Origin of the sequence: uncultured Bradyrhizobium sp. (assembly GCF_964252615.1) — a bacterium.
Lineage (GTDB): Bacteria > Pseudomonadota > Alphaproteobacteria > Rhizobiales > Xanthobacteraceae > Bradyrhizobium.
Genome location: NZ_CAXUNQ010000002.1, coordinates 137,510 through 153,408 on the forward strand (window position 1 = coordinate 137,510; position 15,899 = coordinate 153,408).

15 protein-coding genes are annotated in these 15,899 nt (G+C 62.8%); 7 read left to right on the forward strand and 8 right to left on the reverse strand.

What is annotated here, in order from left to right; translation table 11 throughout:
* Positions 1-10: 10 nt before the first annotated feature.
* The 4 genes from fghA to ACFE72_RS01940 form a co-directional block, all read right to left on the reverse strand.
* Positions 11-856: an S-formylglutathione hydrolase gene (gene fghA, locus ACFE72_RS01925; RefSeq protein ID WP_375411348.1), complete on the reverse strand. Its 846-nt coding sequence runs from the start codon at positions 854-856 to the stop codon at positions 11-13.
* A 108-nt stretch (positions 857-964) separates the two neighbouring features.
* Positions 965-1,531 carry an S-(hydroxymethyl)glutathione synthase gene (gfa, locus tag ACFE72_RS01930; RefSeq protein WP_375411349.1) on the reverse strand — a complete coding sequence of 189 codons (567 nt, stop codon included), beginning with the start codon at positions 1,529-1,531 and terminating at the stop codon, positions 965-967.
* A gap of 29 nt (positions 1,532-1,560) precedes the next feature.
* Positions 1,561-2,670: an S-(hydroxymethyl)glutathione dehydrogenase/class III alcohol dehydrogenase gene (locus ACFE72_RS01935; protein WP_375411350.1), complete on the reverse strand. Its 1,110-nt coding sequence runs from the start codon at positions 2,668-2,670 to the stop codon at positions 1,561-1,563.
* 213 nt (positions 2,671-2,883) lie between these two features.
* Complete coding sequence (locus tag ACFE72_RS01940) at positions 2,884-3,504, reverse strand: response regulator (RefSeq protein ID WP_375411351.1); 621 nt, start codon at positions 3,502-3,504, stop codon at positions 2,884-2,886.
* 155 nt (positions 3,505-3,659) lie between these two features.
* Here ACFE72_RS01940 and ACFE72_RS01945 point away from each other — a divergent pair, with 155 nt between their 5' ends.
* A complete protein-coding gene (locus tag ACFE72_RS01945) occupies positions 3,660-5,084 on the forward strand; it encodes a histidine kinase (protein ID WP_375411352.1) in 1,425 nt (474 codons plus the stop codon).
* Here the strand turns inward: ACFE72_RS01945 and ACFE72_RS01950 are convergent.
* A complete protein-coding gene (locus ACFE72_RS01950) occupies positions 5,037-5,414 on the reverse strand; it encodes a YkvA family protein (RefSeq protein WP_375411482.1) in 378 nt (125 codons plus the stop codon). The two genes, ACFE72_RS01945 and ACFE72_RS01950, sit on opposite strands and share 48 nt — an antisense overlap.
* A 144-nt stretch (positions 5,415-5,558) precedes the next feature.
* On the opposite strand from ACFE72_RS01950, the gene ACFE72_RS01955 reads away from it, so the two are divergent.
* Entirely contained in the window at positions 5,559-5,951 is a 393-nt protein-coding gene (locus ACFE72_RS01955) for a hypothetical protein (protein WP_375411353.1), read from the forward strand.
* Between the two features lie 4 nt (positions 5,952-5,955).
* On the opposite strand, the gene pncB is transcribed toward ACFE72_RS01955, so the two are convergent.
* The 3 genes from pncB to ACFE72_RS01970 form a co-directional block, all read right to left on the reverse strand.
* Positions 5,956-7,260: a nicotinate phosphoribosyltransferase gene (gene pncB, locus ACFE72_RS01960; RefSeq protein ID WP_375411354.1), complete on the reverse strand. Its 1,305-nt coding sequence runs from the start codon at positions 7,258-7,260 to the stop codon at positions 5,956-5,958.
* A gap of 66 nt (positions 7,261-7,326) precedes the next feature.
* Entirely contained in the window at positions 7,327-10,866 is a 3,540-nt protein-coding gene (locus tag ACFE72_RS01965) for a molybdopterin cofactor-binding domain-containing protein (protein ID WP_375411355.1), read from the reverse strand.
* A complete protein-coding gene (locus tag ACFE72_RS01970; RefSeq protein WP_375411356.1) occupies positions 10,866-11,336 on the reverse strand; it encodes a (2Fe-2S)-binding protein in 471 nt (156 codons plus the stop codon). Before ACFE72_RS01970 ends, ACFE72_RS01965 begins: the two co-directional genes overlap by 1 nt.
* A 2-nt stretch (positions 11,337-11,338) precedes the next feature.
* On the opposite strand from ACFE72_RS01970, the gene ACFE72_RS01975 reads away from it, so the two are divergent.
* The 5 genes from ACFE72_RS01975 to ACFE72_RS01995 all read left to right on the forward strand — a co-directional run bounded on the left by ACFE72_RS01975 (position 11,339) and on the right by ACFE72_RS01995 (position 15,792).
* Positions 11,339-11,542 (forward strand): hypothetical protein, encoded by a 204-nt coding sequence (locus tag ACFE72_RS01975; protein ID WP_375411357.1) that lies wholly within the window; start codon positions 11,339-11,341, stop codon positions 11,540-11,542.
* A gap of 78 nt (positions 11,543-11,620) precedes the next feature.
* Complete coding sequence (locus ACFE72_RS01980) at positions 11,621-13,075, forward strand: 6-hydroxynicotinate reductase (RefSeq protein WP_375411358.1); 1,455 nt, start codon at positions 11,621-11,623, stop codon at positions 13,073-13,075.
* On the forward strand, positions 13,072-13,980 hold the full coding sequence (locus ACFE72_RS01985; RefSeq protein ID WP_375411359.1) for a UPF0280 family protein: 909 nt from the start codon (positions 13,072-13,074) through the stop codon (positions 13,978-13,980). Before ACFE72_RS01980 ends, ACFE72_RS01985 begins: the two co-directional genes overlap by 4 nt.
* Positions 13,977-14,561, forward strand: coding sequence for an amino acid synthesis family protein (locus ACFE72_RS01990; protein ID WP_375411360.1), 585 nt, complete (start codon positions 13,977-13,979; stop codon positions 14,559-14,561). The genes ACFE72_RS01985 and ACFE72_RS01990 overlap by 4 nt, the downstream gene beginning before the upstream one ends.
* Before the next feature lie 25 nt (positions 14,562-14,586).
* A complete protein-coding gene (locus ACFE72_RS01995; protein ID WP_375411361.1) occupies positions 14,587-15,792 on the forward strand; it encodes an ABC transporter substrate-binding protein in 1,206 nt (401 codons plus the stop codon).
* Positions 15,793-15,899: the final 107 nt, after the last annotated feature.

Below are 15,899 nucleotides of genomic sequence, written 5' to 3' on the forward strand. Positions count from 1 at the left end.
TTGCGCCGTCTCACGCCTTCAACCGCGCCGCGTGCCAGCGCAGGTGATCTTCCATAAAGGTGGAAACGAAGTAATAACTGTGGTCGTAGCCGGATTGCAGGCGAAGCGTGAGCGGGATGCCGGCTTTCGTACACGCAGCTACCAGCAATTGCGGACGAAGCTGTTCTTTCAGGAATGAATCTGCATCGCCGACATCGACCAGAAAATCCGAAAATCGCGCGCCGTCTTCGATCAGTGCGACCGTATCGTGCTTGCGCCACGCCGCCTTGTCTTCACCAAGATAACCGCCGAGCGCCTTGATGCCCCAAGGCACCAGTGAGGGCGCGGCGATCGGCGAAAAGGCGCTGGCGGCGCGATAGCGACGCGGGTACGACAGCGCGATGGTCATGGCGCCATGACCACCCATCGAATGACCGAGGATCGAACGCCGGTCCGGATCGGCGGGAAAATGCCGGACGATGAGTTCCGGCAATTCTTCCGTTACATAACTCCACATCCGGTAGTTGCCTGCGAACGGCGCCTGCGTGGCGTCGACATAAAAGCCTGCGCCAAGTCCGAAATCGTAGGAACCCGCGGGATCGCCGGGTACGCCTTCGCCGCGCGGACTGGTGTCCGGCGCGACAAAGATCAGCCCCAGTTCGGCGCAGATCCTGCGAAATTCGCCCTTTTCGGTGACGTTGGCCTGGGTGCAGGTCAGACCTGACAGATACCAGACCACCGGCAGCCTGGCGCCATCTTGGTGGGGCGGGACATAGACCGAAAAGGTCATGGCCGTTTTGGTTTCACGGCTGGCGTGCTTGTAAACACCCTGCACCCCGCCATGCGATCGGTTTCGTGAAACGGTTTCGATCGTCATGAATTTACCGCTCCGGCGCCGCGGGCGACGCGAAAATTGCGACAGGTCGGAGGTGATGGCGATGCCGCTGGCGGCCATGCCACCAGCGGAAAGTTGCGCGGAGCCAGGTCAAGCGGCTTTGGATTTCGCCACGTGGGTGGCGATGGCATCCATCAGCGGCGGTGACAGGCAATCATAGGGCTCAAGCCCGAGTTCCTTGAGACGTGACCTGATGCCGCCCATCTCCTCGGGCTTGACGCCGGACTCTATCACCGAGGACACGAATGCGGCGAATCCCGGTGCCGCCCAACCGCCGCCCTCCTGGAACAGTTCGGGATGGATGAAGTCGAGACCGTGGAATGGATGCGCCTTGTTTTCGATGCGGCCATACATATGCGTCCCGCAGACCTTGCAGGCGTAGCGCTGGATCGCCGCGGACGAGTCGACGACCTGCAGCTTGTCGCCGTTTTCCAGCACCTTCACGTTATCGCGCGGCACCACCGCCACCACTGAAAAGGCCGCGCCTTCCGGCTTCCAGCACTTGGTGCAGCCGCAGGCGTGATTATGAGCAACATCGCCGGTGATGGCGACTTTGACCGGTTTGTCCGTGCATTTGCAGACCAGCGTTCCGCCGGCGAAGCTGCCCGAACCCTTCTTCACGCCGCTGTCAACCGATGGGTGGATATGAACAGTCATGGGCCATCCTCCTTGTGTTTGACGTTTGATTAGAACACGACGACCGAACGGATCGACTTGCCCTCATGCATCAGATCGAAGCCCTTGTTGATCTCCTCGAGCTTGAGGACGTGGGTGATCATCGGGTCGATCTCGATCTTTCCATTCATGTACCAGTCGACGATTTTCGGCACGTCGGTACGGCCGCGGGCGCCGCCGAACGCAGTGCCCTTCCAGACCCTCCCGGTCACGAGCTGGAACGGCCGGGTGGCGATTTCCTTGCCGGCTTCCGCAACGCCGATGACCACCGACACGCCCCAGCCGCGATGGCACGCCTCCAGCGCCTGGCGCATCACGGTGGTGTTGCCGGTACAGTCGAAGGTGAAGTCGGCGCCGCCGTCGGTCAATGCGACCAGGTGCTGGACGATATCGCCCTCGACTTTCTTCGGATTGACGAAATGCGTCATGCCGAAGCGGCGGCCCCATTCGTCCTTGGAATCGTTGACGTCGACCCCGATGATCTTGTCGGCGCCCACCATCCGCGCGCCCTGAATCACGTTGAGCCCGATGCCGCCGAGTCCGAATACCACCACATTCGAGCCCGGTGTAACTTTGGCGGTGTTGACCACCGCGCCGACGCCGGTCGTCACGCCGCAGCCAATGTAGCAGCTTTTGTCGAACGGCGCGTCCTCGCGGATCTTTGCCACCGCGATCTCGGGCAGCACGGTAAAATTCGAAAATGTCGAGCAGCCCATGTAGTGGAAGATCGTCTTGCCCTTGTGGCTGAAACGCGAGGTGCCGTCCGGCATCAGACCCTTGCCCTGGGTGGCGCGGATCGCGGTGCAAAGATTGGTTTTCTGGCTCAGGCAGCTTTTGCACTGGCGGCATTCGGGGGTGTAGAGCGGGATCACATGGTCGCCGGGCTTCACCGATGTCACGCCGGGACCTACTTCCCGAACGATGCCGGCGCCCTCATGGCCGAGAATCGCGGGAAATATACCCTCGCTGTCGAAACCGTCGAGCGTGTAGGCGTCGGTGTGGCAGATGCCGGTCGCCTTTATTTCGACCAGCACCTCGCCCGCCTTCGGGCCTTCGAGGTCGAGTTCGACGATTTCCAGTGGTTTTTTTGCTTCGAACGCGACAGCGGCGCGTGTCTTCATGTGTTTGTCTCCCCAAACATCTTGTTGAGCCGGCGTCGCAAAGGACACGTTCCCATGAAACCGGGAACATCTGCCGTTGCGGAAGCATTGCATGCTTACGCTGCACGTCAAGCCCCGCCGATTCCGCCTCGTTGAATTTTTGTCGAGGGACTGAAAGTAAATGATGCGCAGTGCAAGAAGATGTGTGCTGCGTTGCAGCGTAACTGCTTTCGATCAGGCTAGGCTGCTGGCGATCGCCAGCCGCACCAGTTCGGCGGATGTGCGCACGCCGAGCTTTTGACGCATAATGGACGATGTGTTGGCGATGGTCTTGTAGGAAACGTGGATCTGCCATGCTATCTCGGATAGACTTTTGCCCGCGCTGAGCAAACGCAATATCTCTATCTCACGCGATGTCAGTTTCGCCAGGGGGTTCTGCGCCATAGAAGGGCCGGCGAATGCGATACTTCGTGCCACTCCAGTAGACAGATATGTGCCGCCTTGGCTCACTTCGCGGATGGCTTCGACGAGATCCTGGGGGTCGCCGGACTTGGAAACATAACCCTTCGCGCCCGCTTCGATGGCGCGCGCGGCGAAAATCGGATCGTCGTTCATGCTGAACATGATGATGCGTGCCGACCCATCGCGCGCGAGAATCCGCCGCGCCAGCTCAAATCCGGATACGCTGGGCAGGTTGATGTCGAGAACGCAGACGTCGGGACGCTCGGCGACGAATGCATGCTCGCCGCTTTCCGCATCGCACGCTTCCAGGATGACGATCCCGCTATCGCCGGTCAGCAGCGCCCGGCAGCCGGAAGCTACGATCGGATGATCATCGACGATCAGCACGCGCATCGGCCTTGATCCTTAACTCCGCCGTCGTTTTCGCACCGCGTGGGAAGTTATGCGCATGGGTCCAAATATGCGGTAGGCTTCAATTAGATAATTGCGATCCCGTCTGTCAACGCTGCTCTGGCCGGGTGGGAGGCGACGGGCCAGGGGAACCGGCGATGTGGCAGAAACTATCCTTGCGCACGCGGCTCAACACGCTCCTGGCGCTTGTTCTCTTGCTCGGTCTGGTCGTCAATGTCGCGCGGCTGCTGCTGGAGGCGGCACCTCGCGTGCAGGCCGAAGACCAGAGCGTCGTGCGATTGGCGCGGGAATTCATCGAAACATTGGTGATTGGCCTCAACGACAGCCCGGATCCCGACGCCCGGCTGAACCGGATCGTGGAGGACCTCAATCGACTGCGCCATGTCAGCATAACGCGGGAGAACCACGCCGCCGAAAACAACGTCGCGCCGGCCGACCGCTCTGACGCCGATGACAAGCTGCGCGCGCCGCCGCCGTGGTTCATAGCGCTGGTGCATCCGGAACGATTGGCCGTCAGCGTCCCGGTGACCGTCGACGGAAAACAGGAATGGCTGGTGATCACCTCGCATCCAAATGACGAGATGAATGAAATCTGGGACGGGATTGTCACCCAGGTTCAGGTCGGCTCCGCAATCGCTGCCGCTCTTCTTCTCATCACGATGACGGTGGTCAGCCGTGCGCTGGCGCCGATCGGGACGCTGACCGATGCCATGGCCAAAATCGAATCCGGCAGCTACGACACGCGCGTCAAACCGTATGGCCCGCCCGAACTGGCTGCGATCTGCGAAAAGTTGAACCACCTCGCGGCTGTGTTAGGAGACGCAATCGAGGACAAGAGGCGCTTGGCCGAACGCGTCGTCTCCTTGCAGGATGTCGAACGCAAGGAGATCGCGCGGGAACTGCACGATGAGTTCGGACCGTATCTTTTCGCATTACGCGCACATATCAGTTCGCTGATGAGAATTGCAGAAAGCCGCGAACCGAACACGGATGCCTTGCGGAAACATCGTAGCGCCATCTGGGAGCAGATAAATGCCCTGCAGCATTTCAACCGGCGCGTGCTGGAAAAGCTGCGCCCGGTCGGTTTGGCGGAACTCGGACTGCGCGAGGCGCTTGGTGCGCTGATGCGCCTCTGGCGGGAGGCGCATCCCGAGATCGTCATCGAGATGGCGATCTCACCGTCTCTGGGCGAGGCCGGAGAAACCGCGGACCTGACGGTTTACCGTATTGTCCAGGAAGCCCTGACTAACGTTTTCCGCCACGCCGACGCGACCCGCATCGATGTGACCATCGAGCCGGCACGACAGCTTGCAGGAATGGCGCGCGGCTTTCGCCGCTCGGTCCTGGTGCGCGTCTGCGACAATGGCAGCGGCCTGCTGCGCGATCACAAGCTTGGCCTTGGCCTCGTCGGAATGCGCGAGCGGGTCATGGCATTGGGCGGTGCGGTGACCGTGGCGTCGGCGGACAATGGCGTCACCGTGGAGGCCGTCGTGCCCTGCGACGAGCGTGCTTCGTCAGATCCAGCGGATCAACGCGATCCAGCTCAACGCAGCAGCGCCTGAGATCCACAGCGCGACGATGGCGATCGCCGCGGCCTTGCCGCCCGGCCGGTGCACCGCTGCGCTGGCGATGGCGCGACACTCGTTCATGACATCGCCCGGAATCAGCGCAATCACCAGCCAGATGCCGAACGGCACGATGACCAGATCGTCGAGATAGCCCAGTACCGGGATGAAGTCCGGTATGAGGTCGATCGGCGAAAACGCGTAAGCAGCGACGGCCAATGCGAGAAGCTTGACGGCCCACGGCACCCTCGGATCGCGGGACGCCAAAAAGATCGCATGCGCGTCGCGCCGGAGTGTCCGCGCCCAAGTTTTTATCCGTGAAATCAGTTGCTTGGCTCGACCTACCGTCGGCCGGCCTGGCCCGCCGCGGTGACCTGGAGTGGTTTCATTCATGCGCGTTGCCGCGCTGCAGCATTTTCGGCACGAAGATTGCTCTGCTGTGCCTGCCGGACTAAACGCGGGAGCGCATGAATGAAACACATCCTCCTTTGTCTCGCCATTTCCGGTTGCTTCATTGGTAGCATAAAGGCGCATGATCTCGGACAATGGGAAGCCGTCGATCCGGCAATCCGGCAATGGTACCAGGCCTTGATGCAGCCGGACGTTCCAAATGCGTCCTGCTGCGGCGAAGCCGACGCCTACTGGGCGGACGAAATTCATGTCAGGAACGGCAAAACCTACGCCATTGTAACCGACGATCGCCCCGACGAACCACGCGGCCGGCCGCACGTCGAGATCGGCACCGAAGTTGAAATTCCGAACAATAAACTCAAGTGGGACAACGCCAATCCAACCGGGCACGGCATCGTATTCTTAAGTCGCGGCGGATTCGTGTTCTGCTTCGTTCAGCCCGGAGGCGTTTGAGGGCTCAGACATGCACCGCGCTGCGGACGCGGCCCGCGTTGCCGAACACGCGCAGATAGCGCTCAACTTCGGACGGACTGCCCGTCGCCTTTTCCGGATTGTCGGAAAGTTTGACCGCGGGGCGGCCGTTGACGGCGGTCACCTTGCATACGAGTGAGATCGGATCGAGATCGGCGGATCCGTCCGGCGCGCATGCCATGAAGTCATTGGTGAGGTTGGTGCCCCAGCCGAAACTGATCCGCACCCGGCCGGCGAAATGACGATAGGTTTCCTCGATCGATCCCACGTCCATGCCGTCGGAAAAAACCAGCAGCTTCTCCCTGGGATCGCGGCCCCTTTGCTTCCACCATTTGATGATCTCTTCGCCTGCCGCGATCGGCGGGGCGCTGTCGGGACGAAAGCCGGTCCAGTCCGCCACCCATTCCGGCGCGTCGCGTAAAAATGCCTTGGTGCCGAACGCGTCCGGGAGGGCGACCAGCAGATTTCCGCCATAGGTATGGCGCCATTGGTCGAGAATACGATAGGGAGCCCAACGTAATTCGGTGTCGTCGCTGGCCAGTGCGGCTGCGACCATTGGCAGTTCATGCGCGTTGGTACCGATGGCTTCGAGGTCTGAATCCATCGCCAGCAGCACATTGGATGTTCCAGTGAAAGCGGGGCCCAGTCCTTCCTTTACGGCCTCGACGCACCACCGCTGCCACAGGAAACCGTGCCGACGGCGCGTCCCGAAATCGGAAAGGCGGAGGCCTTCAAGCTTACGCAGACGTTCGACCTTGCTCCACAGCTTGGCTTTGGCGCGGGCATAGAGAACATCGAGCGCAAAGCGACCCTTGCCTTTGGTGACCTGGCGCGAGCGCAACTCATTGAGAATGGCGAGCGCCGGAATCTCCCACATGGTGGTGTGGGTCCACGGACCATGGAAATGCAATTCGTACTGGCCATCTACCTTGCGCAATTCATATTCGGGAAGGCGGAAGGTTGCGAGCCAGTTGATGAAGTCCGGCGAAAACATCTGGGTCTTGCCGTAGAACGTATTACCGGCAAGCCAGATCAGTTCCTTCTTGGCGAAGCGGATCGAGCGGGCATGATCGAGCTGGGCACGAAGCTCACCCTCGTCGATGACTTCGGCGAGACGGACGTGCCGGCTGCGGTTGATGACGGAGAAAGTCACGTGCTCGTCCGGATAAAATTCCCGGATCATCTGCAGCATCAGCAGCTTGTAAAAGTCGGTATCCAACAGGCTGCGCACGATCGGATCGAGCCGCCAGCCGTGATTGTAGGTCCGCGTTGCGATGTCTGTGATTGCCATGGCTGGAACCTTATCGCGTTGCCAAGCCGGCAACCAGTGCCCGGTGCGGCAGTTCTGGGCTGCAATTCAGCGCCCGCTCGCCCGTCTGGCCCGCATGATCGCTGCGTCCACGTCGGTCCAGGGCCGCTTGCCTGGAGCGAATTGCTGCCTGAGGTAGGACACCAGCTCTGCGATCTGCCGATCGTTAAAACTGTCCTTGAAGCCTGGCATGTAGCCGAGATCGCTGGACACCGGCGCGGCGATGCCGTGCAGGATGACCTGAATGAGGTTGTCCGGCATGGCGCTGTGCAGATTGCTGTTCAGCGCCAATGACGGCCTTGAGCCGAACAGCGGCGCGCCGCCGACCCGATGGCACACCGCGCAGGCGCCTTCATAGAGGCGGGCGCCCGCTGCCGATGCGAACGTCGCTCGCGTGCCGGTCGATGCCTCCAGCGTGGCGGCGGAAGTCTCCTGCGCCGTTTTACTGATTGCGGTCCGGTTGAATGAGCCGAGATAGACTGCCATGGCACGGATGTCGCCGTCGGACAGAGCAGCGAGTTCTTTCACCACCGGTGCCATCGGGCCCGCGGCAACCCCGTGAAAGCGGGATTGCCCGGTGCGCAGATAGGCGAACAGCTCGTCCTCGCTCCAGGGAATCGGCGCATGCGAGAGCGACGTCAGCGCCGGCGCTTCCCAACCCTCCGCAAAACCGCCGGCCAGATAGGCATTGGCCTTCTCGGCCCCGAGCGCGTTGCGCGGCGAATGGCAGGCGCCGCAATGGCCGAGGCCCTCGACCAGATAGGCGCCCCGATTCCATGCCGCCGATCGCGCAGCTTCGGGCGCAAAGGCCGCGCTGCTGTGAAACAGCGCATTCCATCCCGCCATCAACGGCCGCAGGTTGAATGGAAAGGCCAGCGCGGTTTCAGGATTGACGGCGCGTACCGCCGGCTGCGCCATCAGATAGGCGTAGAGCGCCTGCAGGTCGGCATCGGTGGTCTTTGCAAAGTGATTATACGGAAACGCCGGGTAAAGATGCTTTCCGTCACGGTGGATACCCTCGCGCATGGCTCGTTCGAAGGCGGGATAGGACCAGGCGCCGATGCCGGTTTCGACGTCAGGCGTGATGTTGGTCGAATAGACGATGCCGAACGGCGTCTCGATGGCGCGGCCGCCCGCGTTGACGAGGCCATTCGGCTGGGTGTGGCACACCGCACAGTCACCGAGCGCGGCAAGCTGCTGTCCGCGCGCGATAGTCGCCGCCGAATAGGCCGAGAAATCCGGCCGCGCGATCGGCGCAATCGACCGCCACGGCAACGTAATCGCGGCGAGGCCAATCATCGCGGCTACCATGGCGGCGGCACTGGCAAATACGCCGTGCCGTCCGGCAAACGGATTCCGATGGTTGTACGCCACCGACTCCGGCGCCTTCGGCGCGCCGCTTGGCAATGCGTTTTGCGCCGCAGGCTGCGCGCCGCGCAGTCCCGCCAGGATCCGCTCCGGCGTGAACGGCGGTTCGCGGAACCGCACGCCGGTGGCGTCGAAGATGGCGTTGGCAATGGCCGCGGCGCTCGGTACGGATGCCGATTCACCGACGCCGAGCGGCGGCTGGTCGGACCTTGGCAGCATCAGCACGTCGATCTTCGGAATGTCCGGAAATTTGATGATCGGGTAGGCGCCCCATTCGCGGCTCACCACCGCGGCGCTGTCAAACGATACTTCTTCCATCAGCGCGCGGCTGGTCGACTGGATGACGTTGCCGTGGATCTGGTGGCGCACTCCGTCCGGATTGATCATCAGCCCGGAATCCTGCCCCGCCACAACACGCGTCACGCTGACATCGCCGGTGGATTTATTGACTGCGACGTCGGCAATCCACGCCGACCACGCCGCCCCATAACCGGGAAATTTGCTATGGACATAAAGCGCGTAGGCAAAGCCGCGTCCGTGTACGATGTCGCCTTCAGCCTCCGGCTGCTTCCAGACCGCGCGAGGCGTCCAGTTCGCACGCTTGGCCACCGCCTTGACCAGATCCACCGCGCGCCGATCTTTCAGGTAACGCAGGCGGTATTCGATCGGATCGACTTCGGCTTCCGTGGCGAGTTCATCGATGTAGGACTCATGCGCAAAGGTATTCGGCAGCGCCGAGACGCCGCGCAGCCACGACGCCCGCACGATCGGCGGCATGTCGTGGGCGACCACGCGCATGTTGTCGTAATCGTAGGGTGGAATCGCGGTGCGGTCGCCCATCTCGAATACCGCGGGCGTTGGCGCAATCGTCCCGGTCAGCAGCAGCGCCAGCGTCGGCGCGCCATTGGACGGATATCGCGTCGCGAAATCATAGCCTGCGACGCCGCCGTCGGCGTCAAGACCGCCGTTGACGTCCATCAATTGCGCCGCGCCCTTCGGCTCCCAGGCGTGCTCCTGTTCGCGCGTGAGCTGCACGCGAACCGGACGGCCGACCGCCCGAGACAGCAGCACCGCGTCGGCCGAAACGTCGTCGGCGCAGTTGCGGCCGTAGCAGCCGGCGGCCTCCATCCGCACCACGTCGATTTCGGCGTCGGGCCGCGCCAGCAGCAGCGCGAGATCGGCGCGCAGCATGTGGGGATTTTGCGTGCCGGACCAGACCCGAACAGAGTGGTCCTGAACCTCGGCGACCGCGCAGGACGGGCCGATCGAGCCGTGCATCTGGTACGGCCAGACATAAGTCCGTTGTACCGGCTTGGCGGCGGCGGCAAGTGCTGCATCGACGTCGCCCTTGTCGATCAGCACACGCGGCGCTGACGGATTGGCGCGCAACGCCGTTGCGGCGTCATGCAGGTCCGGCAGTGTCGGCGTCGGTTTCCAAGCGACTTTGAGCTGGGCGGCGGCCTTGACCGCGTTTTCCTCGCGTTCGGCGACCACGCCGACAAAATCGCCGATCCGCACCACCGCTACTAATCCGGCGATGTCGCGGACCGAGGCTTCGTCGACCGCGATCAGGCTGGTTCCGATGAAACCGCCGGCATCGACGCCGGCATAGGGCGGGCGCACCACGCGGCCGTGCAGCATGCCGGGGATGCGCACGTCATGGACATAAACCAGTTCGCCGGTGGCCTTGGCCGGAATGTCGACCCGCGGCACGGACTGTCCGACGATGCGGTAGGCGTCGACCGCTTTGACCGGAACGTCGTCGGCGAGTTCCAAGAGGAAGGTTTCGCCGGCGATCAACTCGCCATAGCTGACGCTGCGGTTGTCGCGGCCGCGGATCAGGCCATCGTCGATCGATAACTCGCTCCCCTGAAGCTCGAACCTCTTCGCGGCGCGCGCCAACAGAAAATGCCGCGCCTGTGCGGCAGCGCAGCGCAGCGGCACCGCGGTGATCTGGATGGTTTCACTGGCGATCGTGGCGCCCTGGTTGGGAACGCGCGAGGTGTCGCCGAGCACCACGACCACGCGCGCAAAAGACACGTCGAGTTCTTCGGCGACGATCTGCCCGAGCGCGGTACGGATGCCGGTGCCGAGATCGACATGGCCATTGAAGGCAGTCACCATGCCGTCGGCGGTGATTTTGATGAAGGTTTCGAGTGTGCCCTCGCCCGATGCCGCTGGGCGGACGACGGACAATGATCCAGGCAAAAGTTCGGCCATCAGTCGTAAGCCCCGGCAACACGGCCCGCGGCCCGCATCGCCGCGCGCATGATTTCAACATGCGCGCCGCATCGGCATAGATTGTATCGCAGCGCTTCGAGAACCTCGGTTTCCGAAGGATGAGGGGCACGCATCAGCAGCGCCTTGATGCTCATGATCATGCCGTTAAGGCAGTAGCCGCATTGCGCCGCCTGCTCCGCGATAAAGGCCTGCTGCACCGGATCGGGCCGCTCGCGCGAGCCGAGACCTTCAAGTGTCACGATGTCGCGGCCGACGCAGCCGTCGAGCGGAATCACGCAGGAACGCGCCGCGGTGCCGTCGATCAGCACCGTGCAGGTCCCACATTCGCCGAGGCCGCAGCCGTATTTCGGGCCGTTCAATGCAAGATCGTTGCGCAACACGTAAAGCAGCGCGGTGTCCGGCGCGGCATCGATGTCGTGCGCCCTGCCGTTGACGTGAAGGCGGATCATGATTGAAAGATACCGTCTGCGCACAAACGTGCAAGCGCGGCATTGCTTTACGCCTCATCCGGGGCGCGCGTCTTTGCGCGAACCCGGAATCCGGAAACCCCGCCGAGCGTCTGGATTTCCGGCCGGACCGGATAAGCTTTGAACACGCGCGGTGCAACCTGCGTTTTTTATCGGCAACGGCGTTTTTCGGACGCAACGCCGCTTGACAGCTTTCGGGTCCGCGCGCAGGATCGTTCGTATACGAACAAGATGCCCGGGATTGCCGATCGCTTGCGAGCTTGTTCATGCCGACTGACGCGACCGCTGCTGCCGCCGACAAGATCCGCTGCGATGCCTGTCCGGTGATGTGCTATATCAAGCCGGGGGCCGCCGGCGCGTGCGACCGCTATGCCAATCACGACGGTGAACTCGTGCGGGTCGATCCGCATGTGGTGCTGGAGCGGACGGTATCCCATGGCGGCCGGCTGGTGCCGTTTCAGGCCGGCGGCGACTGGGACGGCAAGATTGTGCATGAATCCGGCGTGTTTGTCACCGCCATCGGTGCCGGCACCACCTATCCCGACTACAAGCCCGCGCCGTTCATCGTCGCCTCCGAAATCGACGGGGTCGACATGGTCACCGTAGTGACCGAAGGCATTTTCAGCTATTGCGGCGTCAAGGTGAAGATCGACACCGACCGTTATCTCGGTCCAGAGGCCGCAACGGTGCGCGTGCAGGGCGAGGCAGTTGGCCACGTCACCACAGGTGAATACGGATCGCAGATGCTGTCGCTCGGCGGCGTGCATCATCTGACCGGCGGCTCCAAGAAGGAAGGCCGCATCACCTGCGACGCGCTGATGGACTTGTCCAATTGCAAGCCGGTCGAACTCGCCATCGATGGCGGTGCGACCGTGGTGGTGCAGGCCGGACATCCGCCCATTGTCAACGGCGTGCCCGAGGAGCGCATGCGGGTCGGTTGCGGCTCGGCAACGATCGGGATGTTCGCCAAGCAGTGGCACGGCAAGGTCGACGAGGTCGTGGTGGTGGACGATCACATCACTGGCGTGCTCTCCGAGCACCAGGCCGGAAAGCTGCTCGATATTCCCGACACCGGGATCAAGATGAAAGGCCGCCGCTCGACGCCCGGAAGGTATTTCCAGGTCGCCGAGCCGGGTACCGGCTGGGGCGGCACCATGATCTCCGATCCGCTGTCGGTGCTGGGTCCGTTCGATCCAAAGGAAGCGCGGCCGGGGATGACCTTGCTGATGGTCAGCACCACCGGCGAGCATGCCGCCTATTTCGAACTCGATGCGGCGCTGAAGCCGATCGAGAAGGATATGCCTGCCGACCTGAAATTCTCGGTCGAGCGCATCAAGGAGAATTGCGAACCGGCGCTGTGCACCGTGCTGTTTATGGGCGGCGCCGGCGGCTCGCTGCGATCCGGCGTTACGGAAAATCCGGTGCGGCTGACGCGCTCGGTGAAGGACGCGTTGACGCGCGTGACCTCCGGCGGGGCGCCGGTCTATGTCTGGCCCGGCGGCGGCATCACCTTCATGGTAGACGTCACGCGGTTGCCGGCGGGCGCCTTCGGCTACGTGCCGACGCCGGCTTTGGTGGCTCCGATCGAGTTTACGCTGAAATTGTCCGACTATGCGGCGTTGGGCGGCCATATGGATCACGTGCGACCGTTGGCGTCATTGAAGGACAAGGCGGAAATCCGTCAAATGCCGCCGCAGCCGATACCGGAATCGCATCCATGACAAGACGCCCGCAGATCGGGTTCCTGGCGGACGGCAAACGGCTGCATCTGCAGGACGGCCCGATTGACCTGATCGTTGAAGCGTGCGGCAGCGAGGCAAACCTGCGCGCGGCCTACGATGCGGCGGCGCGGCGCTTCACCGGACTGCTCGATGAACTCTGCGGCGAGTTGCCGGAGTTGCGTAAAGCGGCCGAACCTGCGGGATGCGGGCTGCAGGGCAAGGTCGCGCGCCGCATGCACGCCGCGGTCGCGCCATATGCAGCGGAGCATTTCATCACGCCGATGGCGGCGGTGGCGGGCGCCGTGGCCGAGGAAGTCCTGGGTGCAATGGTGGAGGGGGCGGACCTCGGGCGCGCCTATGTCAACAACGGCGGCGATATCGCGCTGCATCTGAGCCGAGGCAGGCACTTTACGATAGGGCTGGTGGATCGGCCGGACCGGCCGGGCCTGATGCGAACGACCGTCGTCGATGCAGACGATTCGGCGCGCGGCATCGCCACCAGCGGGCGGCACGGACGCAGCTTTTCGCTCGGCATTGCCGACGCCGTGACGGTGCTGGCGCGAACCGCGGCGCAGGCCGATGCTGCCGCCACCATTATCGCCAATGCGGTCGATCTGCCCGGGCATACCGCAATCGTCCGCTGCCCGGCGCATGATCTGCAGCCCGACAGCGATCTCGCCGCGCGTCCTGTCACGCGCGAAGTCGGCGCGTTGCGGGCGTTCGAGATCGCATCGGCGCTGGACGCCGGCGCTGACAAGGCGCGCACGTTGCTCGCGCGGGGATTGATCGAAAGCGCGGCATTGCGATTGCATGGCGAAACACGGATCGTCGCGCCTGATGTCGTCGGTGCACGGGCACCTTCGGCGCGGGTACACCGCCCGGTGAAAGAAAGTTTGATGCAATGAGCGTAATTATTCGCAAGCTGGTCACCGTGGTCGAAGAAACGTTGCTGGAAATGGGACAGACCGTTACGCCTCCCACCCGCCGCGCCGCGGCCATCGCGGTAATCGAAAATCCGTTTGCCGGAAAATATGTCGAGGACCTCGCACCGCTGATTGCGATCGGCGAGGAACTCGGCGAATTGCTCTCAAAAAAAGCAGTGGCCGCGCTTGGCATCGACGGCGCAAAGGCGCAAAGTTACGGCAAGGCGGCGGCGGTCGGCGAAAACGGCGAATTGGAGCATGCCGCCGCGATTCTCCATCCCAAGATGGGAGCGCCGGTGCGCAAGGTGTTGGGCAAGGGTGCCGCGCTGATTCCATCGTCGAAGAAGCGCAGCGGGCCGGGCACGACGCTCGATATTCCGCTCGGCCACAAGGACGCGGCGTTCGTGCGCAGCCATTTTGACGGCATGGAAGTGCAGATCAGCGACGCGCCGCGCGCCAACGAAATCATGGTCGCGGTTGCGGTTACCGACAGCGGCAGGCCGCTGCCGCGGGTCGGCGGCCTGACCGTCGCAGAAATCAAAGGCGAGGACGGCTTGAAATAATCTATCTTCAACAGTGGAGGTTAGGATGCAACGAAGCAAACGTTTCCTGGGTGCGGGTCTGGCGATCGTGCTCGGCGGTCTGGCACAGTCCGCGTTCGCCCAGAGCGAGATAAAAATCGGGGAAATCAACAGCTACTCGGTACTGCCCGCGTTCACCGAGCCTTATCGCAAGGGCTGGCAGCTCGCGGTGGAGGAGGTCAATGCCGCTGGCGGCGTCAACGGCAAGAAGCTCGTCGTCATCTCCAAGGACGACGGCGGCAAGCCAGCGGACGCCCAGACCGCCGCCAACGAACTGGTATCGAGCGAAAACGTGGCGATGCTGACCGGCACGTATCTGTCCAATATCGGCCTTGCGGTGAGTGATTTTGCCAATCAGAAGAAAGTATTCTTCCTCGCCTCCGAGCCGTTGACCGACTCCATCACCTGGTCCAAGGGCAACCGCTATACCTTCCGCTTGCGTCCTTCCAACTACATGCAGGCGGCGATGCTGGTGGAAGAGGCGGCGAAGCTGCCGGCCAAGCGCTGGGCGACCATCGCGCCGAATTATGAGTACGGCCAGTCCGCGGTCGGGGTTTTCAAGAAACTGATGTCGGAAAAGCGCCCCGACATCCAGTGGGTCGACGAACAGTGGCCGCCGCAGGGCAAGATCGACGCCGGTCCGGTGGTGCAGGCGGTGGCCGCGGCCAATCCCGACGCCATCTTCAATGTCACCTTCGGCGCCGACCTCGTGAAGCTGGTTCGCGAAGGCAATACTCGCGGCCTGTTCAAGGACCGCACGGTGGTAAGCTTGCTGACCGGCGAGCCCGAATATCTCGATCCGCTGAAGGACGAGACGCCCAATGGCTGGATCGTCACCGGTTATAACTGGAACAGCATCAAGACCCCGGAGCACGACGCGTTCCTGAAAGCCTTCCAGGCCAAATACAACGACTATCCGCGCCTCGGTTCGGTCGTGGGCTACCAGACCATCAAGGCCGCCGCCTTGATCCTTGCAAAGGCCAACTCGACCGATCCGGAAAAGCTGATCGCCGTCACCGAGGGCCTGTCGATGCCGTCGCCTTTCGGCGAGATGAGCTTCCGCAAGATCGATCATCAGTCGACAATGGGCGCCTTCGTCGGCAAGACCGCGCTGAAGGACGGCAAGGGCGTCATGGTGGACCAGGCCTATCGCAAAGGCGCCGATTATCTTCCAAGCGATACCGAAGTCGAGAAGCTGCGGCCCAGGGATTGAGAGTCGATGGACGCGCGACATCCTGACGTCGTCATTCGGGGGCGCGACGAAGTCGCGACCCCGGAACCCATGACCATCATCGTGGGTATGGGTAGCGGGCCTGCGCC